An 18541-nucleotide genomic window follows, 5' to 3' on the forward strand; every position below is an offset into this window, starting at 1 on the left:
CCGCGAGACCTACATCGGCCCGTGGCTTCCGAACCCGTGGACACCAGCGCGGATCCGCACCTCGGAGCCGAGCGGGGCGAGGCTCTCGGGTTCGCGGTCCTGCTCCTCTTGGAGCGGCTGTCGCCCAACGAACGTGCCGCGTACGTGCTGCGGGAGGCCTTCGACTACCCGTATCGGCAGATCGCCGACATTCTCCGGCTCAGCGAGCCGGGGGTCCGCCAGTTGGTCAGCCGGGCTCGCAAGCACGTCCTCACCGGGCGACGGGCCCCGGTGAGCGGGGCCGAGCAGCGGCGGCTGCTGGAGGCGTTCGTCGCCGCCGCCCGCTCCGGCGACCTGGCCGCGCTGGAAGAGCTCTTCGCGCAGGACGTCACCAGCTACTCCGACGGCGGCGGTGTCGTCCGGGCCTCGCGCGTCCCCGTGGTGGGGGTGTCGCGGGTGGCCAAGTACGTCAGGGCGTTCGCGGACCGGTTCTGGGACGGGGTCGAGGTGGCGTGGGGGAGCGCGAACGGGCAGGCAGCCGCTCTGCTGCACCGCGACGGCGCGGTGTTCACGGTGCTCACGGTCAACGCCTCGGCCCAGGGCATCGACCAGGTGCTGTGGATGATGAACCCGGCCAAGATCACCGCGGTGTCGGCCGCGGCCTGACCCGCCGCGAGAGGCCGCCCGGCCTGCGCATACACGATTTGCACCAAACGCGAGCATCGGAACGTGACGGCAAGCTGACCACCGAACAAGAGGCGAAGTGTCGGTCATCGGTCGCTTGGCATGATCATCAGTGGCAGCACGATCGTGCTGGCCGGGCGGTTCAGCCGCCTTTCGAAGGATGAGGCCAAGCACGGCCTGGAGGCGCTGGGCGCGAAGGTGACCGCGTCGGTCTCGGCGAAGACGGACCTGGTCTTCGCCGGGGCGAAGTCGGGGGCCAAGGCGGGTCCGGCGGCGGTGCGCGGCGTTCCGATCTACGACGAGGACGCGCTGGCGAACGTGCTCGCAGGTCGGGAGCCCGGCACGCCGCCGCCGTCCCCGCCGTTCACCGGTGTCCCGGACGAGCGGATGGGCCCCGACGAAGCCCTCGACACTCTCAAGAACGCCGACTGGTCCACGTTCTCCCCGGGGCGCGACACCGTGCCGTTGCGGGACGCCCTCCAGGCTCTGGAACGCGTCCACGGCGTCACCGACGCGCATCGCCTCGCGACCACCCGCCTCCGCGACGCGGGCGCGCAGCTGCGCCACTCCGACGTGCACCACGGCCGGCTCAACGGCCACGCGCTCAGCCCGGACGGCCGCCACCTGGCGGTCGGAAGCCATACCGGCGACGACTACGACCGGGGCGGGGTTCTGCAGGTCTTCGAGGTCGCCACCGGCCGCTGCGTCCACGCGATCGACGGCATCATGGGCGGCGTCGGCTTCCCGGACCACATGCGCAGCCTCCAGTGGTCGGCGGACGGCACGCGAATCGCACTGGAGTACGACACCAACGCGACCGGCGTGTGGGACCCGTTCGGCACCGCCCGCGAGCCGATCGCCGACGCGTTCTTCCTCGCCTCCGGCAGGCCGCCGGGCATGGCCTTCGCCCCGGAGGGGAGGCGCGCGTTCGTCTACGGAGGCGAGTCGCACTTCCTGCGCAACGTCATCGTGGCGATGCACGAGGGCTCGGTCGCCGGGCCGCCGGACGCCTGCCCGGAGGGAACGGAGCCGATCGAGTTCGGCGGACCCTTGCCGGACGAACTCCGGGAAGCCAGGGGTGACGAGCCCGAGCTCATCCTCGGCCGGGCGTTCTGGTCGCGCGACGGCTCCCGTGTCTACGGAGAGGCGACGGACGAGTACGCGGCGATCTCGCTCGACGTGGACAAACGGCAGGTCTCCTGGATTCTGGGCCTGGAAGAGGAGCAGGATGCGGCTCCGCCCGAGTGGAGCCTGGACGAACGGCTCCTGGCCTACCAGCGCGACGGAAAGCTCATCATCGCCGACGCGCTGACGGGTGAGACGACGGCGGAGCTTCCGGGCTACCCGGGCGCCGACGTCGTGTGCTGGGGGCCGGGCGGGCGGCTGGCGGTAGTGGACCCGGCGGGCGGGACCGTCGGGATCATCGAAGGGACGACCGGCGCGCACCTCCACGACCTGACCGTTCAGGCGGCCACCTCCAACCCGCGCGGCTGGGACGCCCGGTCGTGGGTCTGGTCACCGAACGGCGAGCGGGCCGCCTGTGTCACCGCCGAGGGACGGATCGAGATCTGGTCGCTCGATGCACGCCCCGAACGGCTGCGCGTCCTGGACGGCATCCGGCGCACCATCGGCCAGTGGGATCACGGCTTCGGCCTGGAATGGCCCGCCGACGACGTGCTGATCGCCATCGGCCCGCACGCGGTGCGCTTCCTACGCCCCGACACCGGCGAGATCGTGGCCGACCACCCCTTCCACCACGCCCCGGCCGCCCGTCGCCCGCTCTTCTTCACCGGCCGTGACCTCGGCGACCGGCTCCGGCTCGACCCGACGTTCGCGCTGGACCAGGACACCTGGGCGGTGGCGTTCGAGGACGGCACGGTCATCGCGCAGCCCGGCCGGAAAGACGAGCTCGCGGAGCTCGCGGAGCTCGACGGCCGGCTCTCCTGGTCCATCGCCCGCCGCTTCGCCTGGCCGTTCCGCTGGGGCGACCAGGAAACCTTCCCCGACCCCGCCCACGCGGGAGTGGGGGCGGCCGCACCTGAGACCGAGCGGCTGCTGGCACCCTTCCGGGGACGTGGCAGCACGGCAGAGGCGACGGGGACGTGGCCACCACCCGACACCGCCACCGTCACCGATCTGATCACGGTGGTCCGGGGAACGCTCGTCGACCTGACCCGTCCGGACTCGGTCGTCCAGGGCGAGTGGACCGTCAACACGCTCCAGCAGCTCGCGATGGTCTGCGCCCGGCGGGGCGAGGCCGCCGAAGCCCGCGAGCTGGCCCTCGCGATGCCAGAACACCGGCGACGTCTCGGACACCTCGCGCGGATCGCGCTCGCGCTCGGCGCGGCCGGTTTCGACGCCGAAGCCGCCGCCGTCTTCCCCTGCGCCGACAGCGATCTCGCGGACGTGAGCAACGCGGCGGACATGGCGGCGGTCGCCGGGGCCTGCGCGGTCCTGGGGCAGCATGAACGCTCCGAGCAGTGGTTCGCCTCCGCGCGCGAGGCCGCCGACGCCCATCGTTCGAACTGGGAGGTCCGTCTGCCGCTGGTCTGGGCGCTCACCGAGTGCGGCCGGGAGCAGGAGGCCCGCGTCGTGCTGGACGAGGGCGTGGGCACGCCAGGGGACCGGCACCACGGCGTGCCCTGGCTGGTCTGCCTGCTGCGGCGGGGCGAGATCGAGCTGGTGCGCGAGCTGATCGGGGAGCGCAGCGAGCCGAACGACCCGGACAAACCGCACGCCTACGGCGTGCGCTGGTTCGACGACTGGGCGGCAGCCCGCGCGCTCACCGTCTACGGGCAGCCGGATCTGCTCCGGCTGTGGGGCGACGTCAACCGGGCCTGGGTGCGGGACGACCTGCCGACGGCCGAACGGATCGCGGCCACCGGCAGACCCACCGGCCCGACCGACGACCAGCTGACCGATCTCGCCGCCCAGCACGCCGGGCTAGCGAAACTCCCCAAGGCGACGAAGCGCCGCGAGTCCGCGCAGGTGGCACGGAACGCGGCGGAGTGCGGCCATGTCACCGCCGTGCTCGACCTGCTGCCCGGGACGGGCGACCCCGGTGACTACGGGCTGGACAGCAACACGCGCACCTGGGTCGCGCTCAGCGCCCTGCGGACCGTCGCGATCGGCGTGGACGTCGACGTGTGGTGACCGGGTGCCCCGGCAGGCGCCTCAGCCGCTCTCCGTAGGCTGCCTGGCCGGTTCTTCAGCTCGGGCCGGTGGCTCCCGACGGCGTGACGGCGATGGGCGGCGCAGCCATCAAGGGGTCGCCGGTCGCGGGCGGCCCCTCACGTCTCCAGGGTGAAGAGCATCCAGGACTGGTCCGGAGCCAGGCCGGCGAGTTCGCGGCCGCACTCCCGAAGCACCTGCGGGCCCGAGGTGATGTGCGCGGTGCCGGCGTGGACGTCCCTGAACAGCCGTTGGATCAGCCCGTCGCGCAGCGCCGAGGTGCCGCCCGAGGCGTAGACGAATCGGGCCACCTCGGCGACCGTCGACGTGACGTGGTTGAGCGCCAGCCGCACCATCGTCTCCTGGCGGACGTCGAGCGTCCGGCCCGAGTCCAGGATGCGTTCCGTGTCGTCCCACGTCTCGTGCACCAGGGCCTTCGCCGCGCGGAACGTCGCCTCGGCACGGGCGAAGTCGGCGTGGAAGGCGTCGCTGTCGGCGATCTGGCCGGGACGCCCGGTCCGCGCCCCGGCGTAGCGGATCAGCTCGTCGAGCAGTCGGCGGCCGACACCGAGTGCCCAGGCGGAGTGGCAGATCAGCGCCTGGCCGAGCACGCCGAGCCGGTAGATCGCGCCGCCGCGCAGCGGCTCGTTCTGCGTGAAGATGTGCGTCTGCGACTCCGGTACGAAGACGCCGTCGATGGCGTAGTCGATGCTGCCTGTCGCGCGCAGGCCCAGGACGTCCCAGTTGCCGAGCATCTTGACGTCTTCGATCGGGGTGATGAAGATCCGGGTCTCGTCGGTGCCCTCGATGGCGCCCAGGCTGTGGACGTACTGGGCGTGCGGCATGCCCGAGGCGAAGCCCCACTGCCCGCTGAGGCGGAAACCTCCGTCTTCGCGTACGGCGGTGCCCGGCCGGGTGCCCTGGCCCGCGAAGAGCGGCGTCCGCGGGCCCTTGAAGATCCGCTCGACGGCCTCGTCGCCCAGGTAGGCGCCGGCCGTACCGTTCTCCAGTGTGGTGGCCATGACCACCCAGCCCGTCGAGGGGTCGGCGTACGAGAGCTCTTCGAAGACGGCGATCAGTTCTCTGGGGGACAGCTCGGCGCCACCGAGTGGCGCGGGCACCCATATGCCGAAAAGTCCTGCTTCGTGGAGGGCGTCCACGACGGAGGTGGTGAGCCTGCCCTGCGCCTCGGCCGTGGCCGCGTCGCGCTCGATCAGCGGACGCAGGTCGCGGGCTCGGTCCAGCAGGGTGGTCCCGGCGGTGTGCAGTCGCGGCGTGTCGCTCATGTCCAGGTGCTCCTGTTCGTGATCGTCGGCGCTCTTACTCCGTCAGATCACGTAAGTGGCACGTTGTCCAGAGCCAGCATGATCTCGTCGGCCGTCCGCAACCTGTTCACCAGTCCCCGGGCGCACGAACCGGCCGCCTCGTCGAACAGCCCCCGGAACAGCTCAGAGTAGAGCTGTCGCGGGAACGGGATCCCGCCCGATCACCTTGATCGGGCGGGACCCGTCAACTGCGCCTTCCGCACGGGCGAGAGCGCGCCGGGCGAACGGGACGCCGAGGCTCGCTAGCGCACGACCAAGGAGTCGTGCTCTGACGGCAGTGGTGTGGGGCGGGCTTGGCGGTACCAGTCGAGAATCTGCTCACCGGTCCAGAACTCGACGTCCTGATGGGCACGGATGTGCTGCAGGGCCTGCTCGAAGTACCTCAGGCGGTGCGGTGCGCCCATGATGTAGGGGTGAACGACCAGCGCCATGACCCGGGCAGACTCGGCAGAGTCCCTATAGAGCTGGTCGAACTGGTCGACAGCCCGCTGGAAGTACTCGCGAGCCGGATGATGCTGGATCAGCATCATCGCGACGTCGTTGCACTCCTGGGTGTAGGGAATGTTGACGATGGGCGAGGTCCGGGTGGCGAGCTCCACAGGTTGGTCATCCAGCACCCAGTCGCACACGTACTCGTAACCCTCCTCGACGAGGATGTCCGGCGTCTCCCAGGTCTCGGTCAGTCCGGGGCCCAGCCAGCCCCGCGGCCGGACACCGATCGCGGACTCGATCGCCCGGGTGGTGGCCCGGATGTCGGCTCGCTCGTCCTCGACCTTCTGCATGTTCTTCTGGGTGAACCCGTGACCGATGAACTCCCATCCGCGATCTTGCGCCGCCCGCGCGATCTGCGGATAGTGCTCGACGGCCTGCCCGTTGATCGCCAAGGAGGCTCGCACACCCTGGCGGTCCAGTGACCGGAGCATGCGCCAGAAGCCGACCCGGTTGCCGTACTCGTGCCAGGCCCAGTTGGGGACGTCGGGTGCGGGGATGCCACCAGCCGGAGGGGTCAGGACGGTCCGGGGCATGGGATCGGTGTCGGACCAGGTCTCCACGTTGACGATGACCCAGACCACCATGCGCCCGCCATCGGGCAAGGTGAGCGCGGCGCGGCCCTCGATGGGGTCGTACTCGAGCCGTTCACTGGGACGCATGGGTGTCTCCTTCACTGATGGTCACGGTCAGGGCGGGCAGGCCGGTGATCTCGACGCGAATCCGGTCACCGGGGTGCACGGCGGCGACGCCGGCCGGAGTTCCGGTGTAGATCAGATCGCCGGGCATCAGCCGGTAGGAGCGGGACAGGTGACTGATGATCTCCGGAACGTTCCAGATCATCAGGCCCAGGCTGGTGTGCTGCCGTTGGCGGCCGTTGACACTCAGCCGCAGTTCCCCGGACAGGGTCGAGGTGGCCTTCTCGACGGGCAGGATGGAGCCGCAGGGCGCGGAGTGATCGAAGGACTTGCCGGCCTCCCAGGGGTGCGCCATGTCGCGGCAGTCTCGCTGCCGGTCGCGCCGGGTCAGGTCGATGCCGGCGGCGAGCCCGAAGATGTGCCCTGGCGCGTCCTGCGAACTGATGTCGGACCCGGCCGCGCCGATGGCGACGACGAGTTCCCCCTCGAACTGCAGATCTCCGGTTTGGGGCGGATAGGGGATGGTGGAGCCGTCGGGGACGACGGCGTCCGTCGGCTTCTGGAAGAAGAAGGGGTCGTCGCGTTCGTCGCCCTCCCGCATCTCCCGGATGTGGTCGAGATAGTTGCGCCCGACACAGTAGACGCGGCGGACGGGGAAGGCCTCCGGCCTTCCGGTAACGGGCAGGGCAGTCTGGGCGAGTTGCCAGAGCACGGGTTCGGTCATGGGTCAGTGATCCTGGGTCGTAGTGGTCTTGCTGAACAGGTGCGGGCGCAGGGTGAGAGCGAGGACGGCACCGACCAACGAGAAGCCGACGATCTGCACCATGCCCGCCGTGATCCAGTCGGTGGCCGACACCAGGCGGCTGAACAGCAGCCCGGCGACGCCCGCGGCGACATAGATGCAGGTGACGAACAGTCCGGCCGCGCGGCTGACGATCGCGCTGTTGACGGACTTGACGAGGTAGCTGGCAGCGGCGACGTACACGCCGCTGCTCGCGAAGAGTCCGAACAGGAACGAGAAGGTCGCCTGCCAGGCCGTTGAGCCGGGGCCGAGGAACAGGGCGCACCCGGACGCCGCGACACCGAGGTTGAGAGCCGGCAGCACGATCCGCGGACTCCACCGGTCGACCAGGTAGCCGCCGAGCGGGGAGGCGAACGCCGCCAGCCCGGACAACCCGATGACGAATCCGGCCCCGCCAGGGGTGAAGTCCAGCTGCTCACGGAGATAGCTGGCGTACAGGCCGATGAAGGCGAAGTCGGCAAGGCCGAAGAGCGCGACGATGACGGCGAGCACGAGTGGGTTGCGGGACAGGAGCGTGTCCGCGCCACCGATGTGCAGCGGCGAGTCCGCCGACGAGTCGGCCTCCGTGAATCGCGGCGACACCAGCACCACGATGGCCAGCGCGAGGGCGACGCCGATGGCGGCGAACACCAGCATCGGCGCCCGCCACGTGCCGTGACTCTCGAGCAGGCTGCTGCCGAGCGACGGGCCGATGACCGCCCCGGCGGCGAAGGCCACGTTGACGCTGCCGATGGCCACGCCGCGACGGGCCGGGAACGCGCTCGAGGCCACGGCGATGATCATCGCGAGTTGCAGCGCCTCACCGACTCCGGAGAGCACCCGCCACAGCACCATGTCGGTGAACCCGATCGAGGCGGTGGTCAGGGCGGTCGCGATCGAGAACACCACGGTGCCGGCGACGATCGTCCGTTTGCGCCCAAGCGTTCGCTGGAGCCGTCCGGCGGGCAGGCCCGCCAACCCCATTCCGATGGCGAACACGGTGGCCTGCAGTCCGGCCGCCTCGAGACTGAAGCCGTACTCGCCGCGTACCTCGACGAGCAGGATCGGAAAGACCATGCGGTCCATGGCGTTGACGGCGTAGGCCAGCAGCAGCAGGCCGAACATCGCGACCGCGGCTCTGGGGGCCAGGGCTTCCCTTGGGGAGGGCAGGGTGGGGTGGGGGGTGGTGCTCATCATGGACTTCCTTCATCTGCGGTCGTCGGTGGATCCGAGATGGTCTGGGACGGGGGGTTGGTGGCGCGGGCGGGCCAGTCTCCAGCCGCCGCGGCTCTGCGCAGCAGCGCGTCGCGGCGGGCCGCGGACACGGTGACGGGATCCGCCGCGCCGTCGGCTTGCTCAAGCCGTCCGTGTCGCTTGAGAATCCGGCCGTCGGCGATGACGGTGTCGATGTTGTCGATCTGGCCGGTGTAGACCAGCGCCTCGACCGGGTCGCCGGAAGGGACCAGGTTGATGTCGGACGAGCGCAGGATCACGAGGTCCGCGCGCTTGCCGGGGGTAACCGAACCTACGCGCTCCTGCAGTCCGAGATCCTTGGCGCCGTCGATCGTCGCGAACTGGAGCAGCCTGCGCGGTGTGACCGTGCCGGAGCCGGTGCGGGCGGCCTCGACCGAAATGATCGTGCGCAGGTGCCCGAGTATGTCCGCACTGGTCGGCATGGCGAGCGTGTCCAGGGAGAGCGACACCTGCACGCCGGCTTCGAGGAGCTCCGTGAGCAACGGGAAGCCCATGGTCCGCATCTCCGTGATCGGGCTCAGCGACACCCGGGTCCGGGTGCGGGCCAGGGCCTGGATGTCCTGCTCGCCGGCGTGGACGGCGTGGACGATCTGCACGTCCTCGCCCAGCAGTCCGAGCTCTTCGAGGCGGACCAGGCCGCAGCTGCGGCAGCCTTCCTCGCGCAGGCATCGGTCGCAGTGCATGGTGATCGGCAGGCCGAGCGACCGCGCCGCCGCCCACTCGCGCTCGTACACCTCCGGAGGGGTGCGGTAAGGGCCGCGCAGGGCGACGCCGAAGTCCAGCCGGCCGTCGAGACGGTCACCGGGCCAGCGCGCCCGCAGCGCCGCCAGGTCGTCGAGGTCGTTCGTGCTGCCTGGGGCGGCCGAGTCGGGGGGACCGTAGGAGAAGCGTCCGCGCAGGCCGGAGTCCAGATGTGCCTGGATGTTGGCGTCAGCGTCCTGAGGCCCGCGGACGTTGTGGTCGAAATTGTGCACCGTGGTGATGCCACCGCTGATCGCCTCGGCCAGCCCGAGGCGGGCCGCCCAGTAGAAGTCCTCCAGCTCGAAATGCGGCGCGAGCGCGCGCTTGACCGTGAAGTAGTCCGTTCCGGGCCGGTCGCCGACCGTGCCGCGCAGGAGCGAGTTCCACAGGTGCCAGTGCGTGTCCACGAACCCGGGAAGGGTCACCGTTCCGACCGCGTCGATGATCTGCACGTCCCCGGCCTCGCGGTCCGCGTCGTGCGGGCCGACGGCGATGATCTGACCGGCGCGGATGAGGATGTCGGCGGATGGAAGGTCCCCGATGGCAGAGTCCATCGAGATCACGTGCGTGCCCACGATGAGCAGGTCGTGTCGTTGGCGCATTGGTTACCTTACGAAGAGTGCGACGGACAGGACGAGACCGACGCCGACGATGAGCCAGCGAAGGTATCGGGGTGGCACGCGCCGGGCGAGGACCACTCCGCTTCGGCCACCCGCAAGACCGGTGAGCGACATCACGGCCACAGGAATCCATTCCACCGGCCCGAACATGGTGAAGCACAGCGCGGAGACCGCGCCGACGAGTAGTGACAGGGCGCCCTTGAGGGCGTTGAGCCGGTGCAGGTCCGCGGCCACGAAGGTGCCGAGGACGGCGAGCATCATCACGCCGAGTCCCGCGGCGAAGTAACCGCCGTACATCGAGACCGCGAACTGGCCGATCAGCAGCCCGGGGCCGCCGCCGGCGGCCTTCGCCTTGTCGAGACGTCCCGCCACCATGCCCTGCAGGGCCAGGGCGATGACGGACACGAGGACCAGAATCGGGACGACGGATCGGAACTGCTCCGCCGGCGCGCCGAGCAGGATCGCCGACCCGCACGCCGCGCCGGCGACGCTGACCGCGGCGAGTTGCCGGACCTTCGGGCCGACCATGGCCAGTTCGTCTCGGTACCCGACCAGCCCGCCCACATAGCCGGGCAGGGTGGCCAGCGCGCTGGTGACATTGGCCGCCACGGGCGAGTAGCCCATGGCCAGCAGTGTGGGAAACGAGATCAACGAGCCGCCGCCGGCGACCCCGTTCACGGCACCGGCCAGGAAGCCCGCAACGGCGAGGGCGGTCAATCGCAGGGGGTCCAGCACGGCTCTCCTTGCCTCGCGCTCACATCTGGGTACCAAGTATCCACTGCATGCAATGCATGTCAAGGGTTCACTCGACGTTCGCAGGCGCTTCACCGGCCACAACTGCCATGGGAAGCCGCCGCACCCGAGAGCGCCCCGGCCTCGGCGCCTCCAGGCCGGCCGACTTGCATGCAGCGTATACTGATCAAATGGCGATCTCATCGGACTCACAGCCCGGCAGCGCCCACGCGGTGTATGTCGCCCTGCGCCACAGGTTCTCAGATGGCGAATACGCGCCCGGCCAGCGGCTCACCGAGACCGCCCTGGCCGCGGACCTGGGAGTCAGCCGGACTCCGGTACGCGAGGCGATCGGAAGACTGCTGGCCGAAGGGCTGGTCATCCCGGCGGCCCGAGGGGTCGCCGTCGCGGCGCTGACCTCGAAAGAGGCGGAACAGCTGTTCGTGCTGCGCGCCGACCTCGAGGCGCTGGCCGCGGAGTTGGCGGCCAAGCGGCAGGCGCAGGGCCAGCTTGCACCCGTCGAGGTCGACGCGCTCGACCGAGCCGTGGACCAGATCGAGATCGCCGTGAAGGCACACGACCCCCGCGCATCCGCGCAAGCGAATCTGGCCCTGCACCGCGCCATCGGAGCAGCGGCCGGCAACGCCTTCCTCGAGGATGCCCTGCACCGGGTGTGGGACCGAATCGCGGTCACGACCGTCGCGAACCTGGACGACCCGCACTGGGCGGGCGCGATCACCGAACAGCACCGTGCCATCGTCGCCGGAATCCGCGCCGGAGACCCGGAGACCGCCCGGCGCGCGGCCAAGACGCACATCGAGGCGGCCGGTCGCGCCTATCGGCCGGCCACCTGAGAATCGGTCCTGTCGGTCCCGGGGTGCACGGCTGCTCCGGCCGTCCCCGTCAGGCGGGCAACAGCGCCGACGGGTCCCTGTCGGGCGGGCCTGCCGGCCACCACTCGCCCTCGCGCAGGGTGAACGGGTACCAACGGCCGTCGCGGCCGTAGCGGAGCTGCAGGGTGCCGAGGGTCCACCGGTTGCGCCAGGTTTCCAGCCGTGGCGGCTGCTCGCCCTCCCAGGCGGACTCCAGCAGCGCCTGGGCTCTGGCCAGGTCCTGCTTGGGCGGCGTCCAGGAGGTCTCCAGCGCGTCGAGGCCGTCAGCGCCGCCGTACCGCCAGGCCCGGACGGCCGCCTCCAAGCCGAGGTCGAGGTCGTGCGCGGCGGCCAGCCGGACGCGGTCCTGGTACTCGGTCAGGACGGGCAGCCGCCCCGACACCAGCACCTCGCGAGCCCGGGACGCGGCCGAGGCGGCGAGCACCTTCAGGGCGGCCACGTCCACGCCCGGAGCGGGCTCCAGCGGCAGCGGCGAGAAAGGGACGTCGAGCGGCGGAGGCGCCGGCAGCGGCGGCACGCCCAGCGCGAACACCTCCGCCGCCGGAACGCCCGGTGCGGCGCGGACGGGCAGGTCGCGCCGCTGGAGCGCCTCGACGAGGTCCTGCTCGCCGCGCCCGCGCACCAGCAGCAGCACGAACGGGTCGGCGTCCAGCAGCCAGGACGTCTGATAGCACAGGGCGGCGGCGTGCTTGCACGGGTGGCCCCAGTCGGGGCAGGAGCACTCCGGCTCCAGGTCGCCGACCGCGGGCAGCAGGGGGACGGCGGCGTCCTCGGCCGCCTCGACCAGCTCGTGCGGCATGTCGCGATCGAGCAGCGCGGCGATGTGCCCGGCCTTGGCGGCCACCTGGTCGAGGAAGCGTTCCCACTCGGCGTCGGTCAGCTGCTCGACCCGGACGACGGTGTCGTACTCGGTCTCGGTGACGGCGGCGATCCGGCCGGGGCTGACGGCGATGGGTCCGACCTGCCCGGTCTTGGCGTAGGCGCGGCCCTTGCGGAGCAGGCCCTGGTCGAGACTGGTGTCCTCCAGGGCCTTCACCCAGGCGCGGCCCCACCAGGAGGTGGCGAACCGGGCTCCGGCGCGCTGCGGAGGGAAGGCGGGAAATCCTCTGACGGCGTTCATCTCAGCTCCACCAGCGCGGCGAGTTCGGCGTCGGTCAGTTCGGTGAAGGCGGCCTCTCCGGCGGCCAGGACGGCTTCGGCCAGCGAGCGCTTGGCGGCGAGCATCGCGGCGACGCGGTCCTCGATCGTGCCCTCGGCGATCAGCCGGTGCACCTGGACCGGCCTGGTCTGGCCGATGCGGTAGGCGCGGTCGGTGGCCTGGTCCTCCACGGCCGGGTTCCACCAGCGGTCGTAGTGGATGACGTGGTCGGCCCGGGTGAGGTTGAGCCCGGTGCCCGCCGCCTTGAGCGACAGCAGGAAGACGGGGGCGTGCCCGTCCTGGAAGCGGCGGACCATCTCCTCGCGGCGGGGCACGGGCGTGCCGCCGTGCAGGAACTGGGTGGCGACGCCCCTGGCGCCGAGGTGCCTTTCCAGCAGCCGGGCCATGGCGACGTACTGGGTGAACACGAGCACCGCGCCGTCCTCGGCGACGATGGTGTCGACCAGCTCGTCGAGCAGTTCCAGCTTGCCGGACCGGCCGGCCAGCCGGGGTTCGGCCTCGTGCAGGTAGTGCGCCGGGTGGTTGCAGATCTGCTTGAGCGCGGTCAGCAGCTTGACGATCAGGCCGCGCCTGGCCATGCCGCTCGACTCGGCGATCTGCGTCATGATCTCCCGCACGACCGCCTCGTACAGCCCCGCCTGCTCGGTGGTCAGGGCCACCGGGCGGTCGGTCTCGGTCTTGGGCGGCAGCTCGGGGGCGATGCCGGGGTCGGACTTGCGGCGGCGCAGCAGGAACGGCCCCACCAGCCGGGCCAGCCGCTCGGCCGCCTGGCTGTCGCCGCCCTCGACGGGTCTGGCCCACCGGGAGCGGAAGCGGGCGAGCGGGCCGAGCAGGCCGGGGGTGGTCCAGTCGAGGATGGCCCACAGCTCCGACAGGTTGTTCTCCACGGGAGTGCCGGTCAGCGCGACGCGGGCGCCGGCGGGGATCTCGCGCAGCGCCTTGGCGGTGCCGGACGACGGGTTCTTGACGTGCTGGGCCTCGTCGGCCACCAGCAGGCCCCACGGGTGCGCGCCCAGCTTGGCCGCGTCCAGCCGCATGGTGCCGTAGGTCGTCAGGACGAACCCGTCGTCGGCCAGGGCGCGGTTGGACCCGTGGAAGCGCCGGACGGGCACGCCGGGCGCGAAGCGGGAGATCTCCCGCTCCCAGTTGCCCAGCAGCGACGCCGGGCAGACCACCAGCGTGGGCCCGGTGCCGCGGCGGTGCAGGTGCAGCGCGATCAGGGTGATCGTCTTGCCCAGGCCCATGTCGTCGGCCAGGCAGCCGCCGAGGCCGAGCGAGGTCATCCTGGCCAGCCAGCGCAGCCCCTCGAGCTGGTAGTCGCGCAGCCGCGCGGCCAGCCCGTCGGGCGCGTCGATCCGCTCCGGCTCGGCCAGCCGGTCGCGCAGTTCCTCCAGCCAGGCGGTGGGGTGGACGTCCACCTGCTCGCCGTCGATCTCGACGGTTCCGGTCAGCGCGGCGGCCAGCGCGTCGAGGCCGGTCAGCGGCTTCAGGTCGCGCTGGCGGGCCTTGCGGGCGAGGTCGGGGTCGATGAGGACCCACTGGTCGCGCAGCCGCACCACCGGGCGGTGGGCCTCGGCCAGGGCGTCCATCTCGGCGGCGGTCAGGCGCTCGCCGCCAAGCGCGAGCTGCCAGTCGAAGCTGGTCAGGTGCTCGCCGCCGAGGAACGACGGCAGGTCGGACGGTGCCAGGTCACGCTCGCCGACGACGGCCCGCGCGCTCAGCCCGCGCACCATGGACCTGGGCCAGTGCACCTCGACCCCGGCCGCGGACAGCCGCTCGGCGGCCCCGGCGAGCAGTTCCTCCACCTCGCCGTCGGACAGCACCAGCTCGTCGGGCACCGCGCTGTCGAGCAGCCGCCCCAGCGGGGCCCACACGCCGGCCGCGCGCCGGATGGCGAGGGTGGCGTCGATCCTGGCCCGGCCGCCGAGCCCGGGGTCGCGCCCGTCCCACAGGTCGGCGGCGTCCACCACCAGGGACGGGTCGGCGAGGCTGTGCAGCTGCGCCACCGCGCGGAAGTCGGCGGTGGCCGGGTCGGCGGACTCCAGCCGCAGCGACAGCCGCACTCCCGAGTCGAGCCCGGCCGACACCTCCTCCGCCCAGCCGCGCAGGTGGGGCACCTTCACCGGCTTGACGGCCGCGAACGCCTGGCCGCCCGTGGCGCGCACCGCTCCAGGCGAGCGCGGCATCGCGTCGGCCACCGCGTCCAGGAAGGCCCGCACGCAGGTCTCCGCGTCGGGCAGCAGCACCGCGTCGTGACGCTCGGGTTCCGTGTCGAGCGGGACGGCCCGCGCCGAGGCGGGCATGGCGTCGGCCAGCTCGCGGATGCGCTGGACGTCGGCCGCGTCGAACGGCCCCGCGCGCCAGGCGTCGAAGTCGCCCGCCGTCACCCCGGGCAGGATGCGGCCCCGGGTGACGAGCTGGAGGGCGACCAGCGCCGCGGCGCCCCAGAAGCGGGCCGCCGGGTGCGCGTCCGCGTCGGCGCGAGCCCTGGCGAGGACCGCGACCGCCTCGGCGACGGGTACGGTCGTCGCCGCGGCCGCGCGCAGGCGCACCTGCCCGTCGTGCGGTTCGGCGACGTTCACCGTGGCCTCGCCGTCGGGGTCGAGGAAGGCCAGGTGGCCGCTCCTGGGCGGGTCGCCGGGTTGGAAGACGACCGGCAGCCGGGTCAGGTCCGTCAGTGAGCTCACGGCCGTACAGTGTACGGTACGGCGGGGGTGTGGTTTACCACAGGCGCGATCCGGACGCCCGCCTCATTCACGCCCGACTCCGATCATTCATAGCCTCTGGGACATGACTGATTGGGTTGTTGACCTGATGGACACCCTCGGCGCGCCGGGTGCCGGCATCGCGATCGCGCTGGAGAACCTGTTCCCGCCGCTGCCGAGCGAGGTGATCCTGCCGCTGTCGGGCTTCACCGCGAGCCGCGGCCAGATGGACCTGCTGGACGCGCTGCTGTGGACCACGATCGGCTCCGTGGTGGGCGCGCTCGCCCTGTACTGGGTGGGCGCCCTGCTCGGACGCGACAGGGTGCTCGCGATCGCCGCCAAGCTGCCGCTGGTCAAGACGTCCGACATCGAGAAGACCGAGGCGTGGTTCCTGCGGCACGGCAGGAAGACCGTGTTCTTCGGCCGGATGATCCCCATCTTCCGCAGCCTGATCTCCATTCCGGCGGGTGTGGAACGCATGCCGCTGCTCACCTTCACCCTGCTGACGACCGCGGGCAGCGCCCTGTGGAACAGTGTCTTCGTGCTCGCGGGATACTTCCTGGGCGAGAACTGGTCGCTGGTGGAGTCCTACGTGGGCATCGGCACGAACGTGGTGATCGGGGTGGTCGTGCTCGCGGTGCTGACCTTCGTCGGCGTCCGGCTGTCGGAGCGGCGCAAGGGGCGTCATGCGAACCGCCACTGAAGGGCTCAGACAGCTCGCCGCGGTGACGCTCGGCTCGCTCAGCGCCCTGGTCGAGCTGGCGTTCCTGCTGGTGACGCTGCCGCTGGCGGGCCGGCCGAACGTGCGGGCGGCGGCCGGGCGGCTGGCCCTGCTCGAAGCCCGCCGCCTGCGCCTGGACCTCGTCAGGCTCGACACCGGCCGGGCGGTGCCCTACCTGGCGTCGCGGGCGGCCGTCGGCGTGCTGGGCGGGCTGGTCGTGGCGCTGCTGGTGATCGGCCTGGTGGTGGGCGCGCGGATCGCGTGGGCGTGGGGCACCGGCGAGACCTTCGACGGGATGTCGGCCTCCCCGGCGCTCCTGCTCTACGCGGCCGTCGGCGGGGGCGTACTGCTGTTCCTCGACCTGTCCGGCGTGGCGGGGGTGCACGCGCTGGAGCGGCGGCTGGCACTGCGGATGCTCGGGCCCGATCCGACCGCGGCACTGGAACGCAGGATCGCCGAGCTGGCCGAGAGCCGCGCCGGGATCGTCGCCGCCGTCGACTCCGAGCGCCGCAGGATCGAACGGGACCTGCACGACGGGCTGCAGCAGCGGCTGGTGGCCCTGTCCATGCTGATCGGACGGTCCCGGCGGGGCCGCCCCGAACTGCTGGAACAGGCCCACGAGGAGGCCCAGCAGGCGCTGGCCGAGCTGCGGGAGGTGGCCTGGCGGGTGTACCCGAGCGGGCTGGACTCCTTCGGGCTGGGGGAGGCGCTGGCCGGGCTGGCCGAGCGAGCCGGGGTGCCGGTCAAGGTACGCTGCGACCTCGCCGCCCGCCCGCCGATGGAGGTGGAGACGGCCGCGTACTTCGTGGTCAGCGAGGCGGTGACGAACGCCGCGAAGCACGCCCAGGCCACGCTGGTGACCGTGGACGTCCACCGGGAGGAGATGATGATCGTCGTACGGGTGCGTGACGACGGCACAGGCGGGGCGATCGCGTCCGGGGGCGGCCTGTCGGGGCTGGCCCGCCGGGTGGCGGCGCTCGACGGCCGGTTCGAGGTCGACAGCCCGCCGGGCGGTCCGACGACGATCGGGGCGGAGCTGCCGTGCGGGTGATCCTGGCGGAGGACTCGACGCTGCTGCGCGAGGGCCTGGTGCGGCTGCTGGCCGAGGAGGGGCACGAGGTGCCCGCCGCCGTGGGCGACGCCACGGCGCTGGTGGAGGCGGTGGCCGCGCACGTCCCGGACGTCGTGGTGGTGGACGTTCGGATGCCGCCCACCCACACCGACGAGGGCCTGCGCGCCGCGCTGGAGATCAGGCGGCGCTGGCCCGGAGTCAGGGTGCTGGTGCTGTCGCAGTACGTGGAGAAGAAGTACGCCACCGAGCTGATGAGCGGGGACGTGGACGGCGTCGGCTACCTGCTGAAAGACCGGGTCGCGCAGGTGGCGGACTTCCTCGACGCGCTCGACCGGGTGGCGGCCGGGGGCGCGGCGTTCGATCCGGAGGTGGTGCGCCAGCTGCTGGCCCGTACCTCGCACACCGACCCGCTGGCCACGCTGACGCCGCGCGAGCGCGACGTGCTGGAGCGCATGGCGCAGGGGCTGACCAACGCCTCGATCGCCCAGGAGCTGCACGTGTCGCAGAGCGCGGTGGAGAAGCACGTCAACTCGCTGTTCGACAAGCTGAGCCTGTCGCACACCACCGGTTACAGCCGCCGCGTGCTGGCCGTCCTCCGCTTCCTGGAGTCGTGACCTCTGCTTCACCTCCGACAGCTGCGACTGTCTTGACAATTTTATTTTTCGGTGCGACGCTGAGGGCACCTCGCAAGACGATGCACGCAGGAGAGAGACCGATGAGGAAGATCGTCGCAGGGCTGTTCATCTCGCTGGACGGCGTCGTGGAGTCCCCGGAGAAGTGGCACTTCCCGTACTTCAACGACGAGATGGGCCAGTCGGTCGGCGCGCTCATGGAGAGCTCCGACGCGATGCTGCTCGGACGCCAGACCTACCTGGAGTTCGCCGCCCACTGGCCCAACCAGGACCCGGCCACCGACCCGTTGGCCGACATCATGAACAACAAGCCCAAGTACGTCGCCACCACCACCCTGGAGACGGCCGACTGGCAGAACACCACCCTGCTCAAGGGCGATCTCGCCGACGAGCTCGACGCGCTCAGGCGGCAGCCCGGCAAGGACATCGGCATCACCGGCAGCGCCACCCTGGTCACCTCGCTGCTGCGCGACGACCTGCTCGACGAGCTGCACATGCTCGTCCACCCGATCGTCATCGGCAGCGGCAAGCGACTGTTCGACAGCGCCTACGGCCAGATCCCGCTCAAGCTCACCACGTCCAAGACCTTCAGCACCGGCGTGCTCGACCTGACCTACGAAAGGGCCTGACCGTGACTCCTCCCCCTCGTAAACGAGGGGGCTTCTCGCTACGCCGCGCTGGCGTCTCGGAGGACCAGCCCGGCCCTCTTGATGTTGCTCGCCCCGACCACGTCCGCGTTGGCGGTATACCCGCATGCCACGCAGGCGAAGTCGGCTTGGACCTTGCGGTTGTCTCCGCTGGCGTGCCCGCACTGCGGGCAGGTGCGGGAGGTGTTGGCGGGGTTCACCGGGATCAGCTCTCGACCGGCGCTTTCAGCCTTGTGCGCGAGGATGCCCAGGAACACCCCCCAACCCGCGTCCAGAATGCTCTTGTTCAGCCCGGCCT

16 protein-coding genes are annotated in these 18541 nt (G+C 71.5%); 7 read left to right on the plus strand and 9 right to left on the minus strand.

What is annotated here, in order from left to right; genetic code table 11:
* Positions 1-21: 21 nt before the first annotated feature.
* Both ABT294_RS26620 and ABT294_RS26625 read left to right on the plus strand, forming a co-directional pair.
* The gene (locus ABT294_RS26620; protein ID WP_350808975.1) at positions 22-645 is read left to right on the plus strand and encodes a sigma factor-like helix-turn-helix DNA-binding protein; all 624 of its coding nucleotides are present in this window, start codon (positions 22-24) and stop codon (positions 643-645) included.
* Between the two features lie 120 nt (positions 646-765).
* Positions 766-3816, plus strand: a complete 3051-nt coding sequence (locus tag ABT294_RS26625; RefSeq protein ID WP_350808976.1) for a WD40 repeat domain-containing protein — start codon at positions 766-768, stop codon at positions 3814-3816.
* Positions 3817-3953: 137 nt separating this feature from the next.
* Here the strand turns inward: ABT294_RS26625 and ABT294_RS26630 are convergent, their stop codons facing one another.
* The 6 genes from ABT294_RS26630 to ABT294_RS26655 form a co-directional block, all read right to left on the minus strand.
* Positions 3954-5120, minus strand: coding sequence for an acyl-CoA dehydrogenase family protein (locus tag ABT294_RS26630; RefSeq protein WP_350808977.1), 1167 nt, complete (start codon positions 5118-5120; stop codon positions 3954-3956).
* Positions 5121-5401: 281 nt separating this feature from the next.
* Positions 5402-6310: a polysaccharide deacetylase family protein gene (locus ABT294_RS26635; protein ID WP_350808978.1), complete on the minus strand. Its 909-nt coding sequence runs from the start codon at positions 6308-6310 to the stop codon at positions 5402-5404.
* Positions 6297-7010 carry a fumarylacetoacetate hydrolase family protein gene (locus ABT294_RS26640; protein WP_350808979.1) on the minus strand — a complete coding sequence of 238 codons (714 nt, stop codon included), beginning with the start codon at positions 7008-7010 and terminating at the stop codon, positions 6297-6299. The genes ABT294_RS26635 and ABT294_RS26640 overlap by 14 nt, the downstream gene beginning before the upstream one ends.
* 3 nt (positions 7011-7013) lie before the next feature.
* The gene (locus ABT294_RS26645) at positions 7014-8261 is read right to left on the minus strand and encodes an MFS transporter (protein WP_350808980.1); all 1248 of its coding nucleotides are present in this window, start codon (positions 8259-8261) and stop codon (positions 7014-7016) included.
* Complete coding sequence (locus ABT294_RS26650) at positions 8261-9664, minus strand: amidohydrolase family protein (protein ID WP_350808981.1); 1404 nt, start codon at positions 9662-9664, stop codon at positions 8261-8263. Before ABT294_RS26650 ends, ABT294_RS26645 begins: the two co-directional genes overlap by 1 nt.
* A 3-nt stretch (positions 9665-9667) precedes the next feature.
* Positions 9668-10417 carry a sulfite exporter TauE/SafE family protein gene (locus ABT294_RS26655; protein ID WP_350808982.1) on the minus strand — a complete coding sequence of 250 codons (750 nt, stop codon included), beginning with the start codon at positions 10415-10417 and terminating at the stop codon, positions 9668-9670.
* A 188-nt stretch (positions 10418-10605) separates the two neighbouring features.
* On the opposite strand from ABT294_RS26655, the gene ABT294_RS26660 reads away from it, so the two are divergent.
* Positions 10606-11268 carry a GntR family transcriptional regulator gene (locus ABT294_RS26660; protein ID WP_350808983.1) on the plus strand — a complete coding sequence of 221 codons (663 nt, stop codon included), beginning with the start codon at positions 10606-10608 and terminating at the stop codon, positions 11266-11268.
* 49 nt (positions 11269-11317) lie between these two features.
* Here ABT294_RS26660 and ABT294_RS26665 read toward each other — a convergent pair whose 3' ends face one another.
* Both ABT294_RS26665 and ABT294_RS26670 read right to left on the minus strand, forming a co-directional pair.
* Positions 11318-12427: an SWIM zinc finger family protein gene (locus ABT294_RS26665; protein ID WP_350808984.1), complete on the minus strand. Its 1110-nt coding sequence runs from the start codon at positions 12425-12427 to the stop codon at positions 11318-11320.
* Positions 12424-15153, minus strand: coding sequence for an SCO1167/SCO6262 family helicase (locus ABT294_RS26670; protein WP_350808985.1), 2730 nt, complete (start codon positions 15151-15153; stop codon positions 12424-12426). Before ABT294_RS26670 ends, ABT294_RS26665 begins: the two co-directional genes overlap by 4 nt.
* Positions 15154-15256: 103 nt before the next feature.
* Between ABT294_RS26670 and ABT294_RS26675 the strand changes: the two genes are divergently transcribed.
* The 4 genes from ABT294_RS26675 to ABT294_RS26690 all read left to right on the plus strand — a co-directional run bounded on the left by ABT294_RS26675 (position 15257) and on the right by ABT294_RS26690 (position 18225).
* The gene (locus ABT294_RS26675) at positions 15257-15874 is read left to right on the plus strand and encodes a DedA family protein (protein ID WP_350808986.1); all 618 of its coding nucleotides are present in this window, start codon (positions 15257-15259) and stop codon (positions 15872-15874) included.
* Positions 15858-16943: a sensor histidine kinase gene (locus ABT294_RS26680; protein WP_350808987.1), complete on the plus strand. Its 1086-nt coding sequence runs from the start codon at positions 15858-15860 to the stop codon at positions 16941-16943. The genes ABT294_RS26675 and ABT294_RS26680 overlap by 17 nt, the downstream gene beginning before the upstream one ends.
* A complete protein-coding gene (locus tag ABT294_RS26685) occupies positions 16934-17578 on the plus strand; it encodes a response regulator (protein WP_350808988.1) in 645 nt (214 codons plus the stop codon). Before ABT294_RS26680 ends, ABT294_RS26685 begins: the two co-directional genes overlap by 10 nt.
* A 101-nt stretch (positions 17579-17679) precedes the next feature.
* The gene (locus tag ABT294_RS26690; RefSeq protein ID WP_350808989.1) at positions 17680-18225 is read left to right on the plus strand and encodes a dihydrofolate reductase family protein; all 546 of its coding nucleotides are present in this window, start codon (positions 17680-17682) and stop codon (positions 18223-18225) included.
* 38 nt (positions 18226-18263) lie between these two features.
* Here ABT294_RS26690 and ABT294_RS26695 read toward each other — a convergent pair.
* Positions 18264-18541 (minus strand): RNA-guided endonuclease InsQ/TnpB family protein (locus tag ABT294_RS26695; RefSeq protein WP_350808990.1); only part of this gene is annotated, 278 nt, incomplete at its 5' end.

Origin of the sequence: Nonomuraea sp. NPDC000554 (assembly GCF_040300065.1) — a bacterium.
Classification (GTDB): domain Bacteria; phylum Actinomycetota; class Actinomycetes; order Streptosporangiales; family Streptosporangiaceae; genus Nonomuraea.